This is a genomic window from Armatimonas sp. (assembly GCF_043760365.1).
Lineage (GTDB): Bacteria > Armatimonadota > Armatimonadia > Armatimonadales > Armatimonadaceae > Armatimonas.
On sequence record NZ_JAYUPA010000702.1, the window covers coordinates 1 to 3,727 of the forward strand.

At 61.6% G+C, this 3,727-nt stretch carries 3 protein-coding genes; all 3 read left to right on the plus strand.

Annotated features, from left to right (window positions below; translation table 11 throughout):
- Positions 1–143: 143 nt before the first annotated feature.
- Genes dnaX through recR form a run of 3 tightly spaced genes read left to right on the plus strand, consistent with a single transcriptional unit; the run spans position 144 to position 3,574 of the window.
- The gene (dnaX, locus tag ACH2EH_RS16500) at positions 144–2,558 is read left to right on the plus strand and encodes a DNA polymerase III subunit gamma/tau (RefSeq protein ID WP_395143257.1); all 2,415 of its coding nucleotides are present in this window, start codon (positions 144–146) and stop codon (positions 2,556–2,558) included.
- Between the two features lie 9 nt (positions 2,559–2,567).
- A complete protein-coding gene (locus ACH2EH_RS16505; RefSeq protein ID WP_395143259.1) occupies positions 2,568–2,954 on the plus strand; it encodes a YbaB/EbfC family nucleoid-associated protein in 387 nt (128 codons plus the stop codon).
- 20 nt (positions 2,955–2,974) lie between these two features.
- Positions 2,975–3,574 carry a recombination mediator RecR gene (recR, locus tag ACH2EH_RS16510; protein WP_395143261.1) on the plus strand — a complete coding sequence of 200 codons (600 nt, stop codon included), beginning with the start codon at positions 2,975–2,977 and terminating at the stop codon, positions 3,572–3,574.
- The last annotated feature ends 153 nt before the right edge of the window (positions 3,575–3,727 follow it).

Below are 3,727 nucleotides of genomic sequence, written 5' to 3' on the forward strand. Positions count from 1 at the left end.
TCCCAGCCTGCAAACGGGACCAGACGCGCTGCACTGCGCACGTGGGTTTCGTAGAGCGGCGTACGCCGCAAAGTTTCGCTCATGCCGTGAGAGATTATACCCTCTGTTTGCGTGCTTTTGGAATGGTACAATAGACACGCTTCATGGCCTATCAATCGCTCTATCGCAAGTACCGCCCCCAGACCTTTGCCGACGTCGTCGGGCAGGAGCATGTGGTGCGCACCCTCCAGAACGCTATCACGTCGGAGCGGATCGCCCACGGCTATCTCTTCACCGGAACACGGGGAACCGCCAAGACGACGATGGCGCGGCTTCTGGCAAAAGCGCTCAACTGTCTCTCGGGCGACAATGGCCCGGTACCAGAGCCCTGCAACGCGTGCGATGCCTGTAAAGAGATCACGGCGGGCAGCTGTATTGACGTGATCGAGCTCGATGCCGCCAGCCACCGTGGAGTCGCTGATATTGACGAGGTGCGCAAGCAAGTGGGCTACGGCCCGATGGAGTTTCGCTACAAAATCTTTATTATTGATGAGGCCCACCAGCTCTCAAGTGATGCCAAGGACGCGTTTCTGAAAACTCTGGAGGAGCCGCCGCCCGGTGTGGTTTTTATTCTCGCCACCACCGAGCCGCAGTCTATTCCCATCACCATTCGCAGCCGCTGCCAGCAGTTTGACTTTAAGCGTGGCTCACTCCTGGATATTTCAAAGCGCCTGAAGTTCGTCCTCGACACCGAGGGCGTGGCCTACTCGCCCGAGGCGATTAACTTAGTGGCGCGAGGAGCGGAGGGGAGCTACCGGGACTCGCTCTCCCTTTTAGAGCAAGTTCTCGCTTTCTCGCCCAAGCAGATCACGGCGGCTTCCGTCGAGAGCATCTTAGGCACGCTGGACACCGAGCAGCTTGCCCGTGTCACGGACGCTGTGGCCCGCCGCGATGCGCCTGGTGTGCTGGCGCTGGCGGGGGAGATTCTGGATTCCGGCAAAGAGGCACGAACCCTTCTCAAAGCTTTAGCGTCTCACTTTCGCGATCTCTTGCTTGTCGCCGTCGGTGGCCCCGCCGCTGCTTCCGAGCTCGCCCCTGAGGATGTCGCGCGGCTCCAGGGCCAGGTGCGCCACTTCGCGCCTCAGCAGTTGCTCAAGGCGATTGACTTGCTTAATGAAGCTCAGGGTGAGACCCGCTGGAACAACCAGCACCGCCTGCTCACCGAGCTGACTTTTCTCAAGCTCATGACGATTGGTGAGGCTCCCGACCAGCCCTTCACCACCGCGCCGATTGTCTTTGCGCAGCCAGTTGCCACCACGCCGTTTGTTGCCACCACGCCCACGGCACTACCGCCTGTCACTGAGCCTGCGCTGGAACCGGAAGACGAGGCCCCTGACCCCGTCCTGGAAGCAGCGCTGGAGCGAAGTGAGGAAGCGCCGAGCCTGAGCGCGGGCTACTTTGCTGATGATGTCGCGCGGGATGACGAAGACGATTTCGAGCCGGAGCTTGAGGCAGAGCTGGAGCCTGAAGAGAGTGAAGCCGAAGCGCCGTCTGTGATCGTGGTTCCCACTAAGCCCGTCGCGCCACCTCCGGCTGTTTCCGTGAAAAGCGGCTTCTCGCTCTTTGATGACGATGATGACGATGAAGCCGAGGGCGCTCCCGAGCCCCCTCAGGAAAACGACGGCCTGAGTCTTTTTGATGCGCCGGAGCCTGCTAAGCCCGCGCCTGAGCAACAGACCAGAGTCGCGTTGTTTGAGGAAGCTCGGGCGGCACTTCCTGAATCGCTCGACGATGATTTCCCCCCGCTGCCCGACGATGAGTTTGCCGCGCCTCTCTCTTTTGACTCACCGCCCGCCAAACCCATCTCTCCACCCGTTGTTCCCAAGCCTTTGCCCGAGCCAGTCCCGGAGGTGTTGGCAAAACCTGCTCCTGAGGCAGAGCTGGAGCTGGCTGATCCGCGCATTACCCTGGCGGCGGTGCAGCGGGCGTGGCCGGCATTTCTGTCCCAGGCCGAGAAGATCTCTAAGAAGACCAGTGTCATGATGTCAATGGCCACTCCCGTGGATGTCGAGGGGCGTACGGTTGTGCTCTCATTCACGGCACGGATGAACTACGACATGATGAACGCGCCCAAGCAGCAAGAGTTTGTGCGCAAGCTTCTCGCTAAGGTACTGGCCCCCGATCTGGGAACGGTTCCCGTGCGTTTCACTCTCTCAGGGAATGTCCCGCCACCGCTGCTGCGCGCGGTTGCCCGGCAGACCGTCCGGCGTGATCCCCTCGCGCAGATTGAGGCACTGGGGCAAGACGAGCTTGAGCAGACCCGCACCGATGCGCCGCTCTGGACACCACCCGCCCCCGCGCCGCGTGTTGCGGAGGCTTCCCGTAGCTCGCACTACGAGAATAAGAAGAGCGGGGGGGCGGAGCCCGCACCACCGCCGGATCTGTCTGCGGAGCTGCGCACACAGGATCCCGAGCTAGCGGCGGCGGCGAAGCCCGGCTCACATAAGGCGCAGGCGCTCTCTGAGCTGCTGGTGCAAGAGATTCTCTCCACGTTTGGTGGGGAGATAGTTGAAGGATAATAAAACCCTATGGCAAATCTGTTTGGTAAGAATAAAGGCCAGGCGGGGGGCTTCCCCGGTCTTGGCGGCGGCGGGAATCAGGGCGGCATGGCCGCGATGATCCAGCAGGTCCAGAAGAAGATGTACGAAGATGCGGAGAAGATGGCCGAGCGCCTCGATGCCGCACGCATAGACGGTTCGGCGGGTGGCGGCTCCGTGAAGTCCACCGTGGACGGCAACGGCAAGCTGATGAGCATCACGATTGACCCGAGTGTCTTGGAAGACAAAGATGCCGAGATGCTTCAGGATCTGGTGCTGACGGCGGTAAATGCGGCGCTCGACAAGGCGGCGGATCTGCGCGAGACGGAGCAGCAGAAGCTCATGCCCGCTGGTATGAATATCCCTGGTCTGTTCTAAAAATGGCAGCTATTTAACCCATGGCACAGTACGCCAAGCCGCTCGCCCGGCTCATCGCCGAGTTCGAGCGCCTGCCCGGAATCGGCCCCAAGTCGGCGCAGCGGCTGGCGTTTTATGTCCTGCGCCTCTCCGACGACGAAGCCCGCACGCTCGCCAGTGCCATCACGGAGGTGAAGGCCGCCGTGAGCTTCTGTGAGAGCTGCTACAACTTCACTGACCAGAAGCTCTGTGATATCTGCCGCGACCCGCGCCGCGACGAGTCAATGATCTGTGTGGTATCCGATCCGCGTGATCTGATGGCGCTGGAGCGCATGAGCGAGTTTCGCGGCAAGTACCACGTGCTCGGGGGGGTTCTCGCCCCGATGGAGGGTATCGGCCCCGATCAGCTCAAAGTGCGCGAGCTTCTCGCACGCCTCACCGGCGGTATGGTCAAAGAAATTGTGGTCGCTACCAACCCCACGGTGGAGGGCGATGCCACGGCGATCTATCTGGCGAACTTGCTACGTCCGCTTGGCCCCAAGATCACGCGCATCGCGCACGGCGTTCCCGTCGGCGGCGATCTAGACTACGCCGATCAAGCGACCCTGATTCAAGCCTTTGAGGGACGGCGAGAGCTGTAGGGGCTTGAACCCACCCGCGAACCCACCCGGCTCGTACCCACCCGGCTCGTACCCACCCGGCTCTTTGTTCGTTCCTCACTCCGAGCCACCCTCCCTCAGGGCAGGGAGGGTTGGGGGAGAGGAAGGATTTCCGGTTTTTGTCTCCTTCGGGGA

Excerpts from the sequence above, each read along its gene's own strand:
- recR (WP_395143261.1), top strand. The coding sequence starts at position 2,975 with ATGGCACAGTACGCCAAGCCGCTCGCCCGGCTCATCGCCGAGTTCGAG.
- ACH2EH_RS16505 (WP_395143259.1), top strand. The coding sequence starts at position 2,568 with ATGGCAAATCTGTTTGGTAAGAATAAAGGCCAGGCGGGGGGCTTCCCC.
- dnaX (WP_395143257.1), top strand. The coding sequence starts at position 144 with ATGGCCTATCAATCGCTCTATCGCAAGTACCGCCCCCAGACCTTTGCC.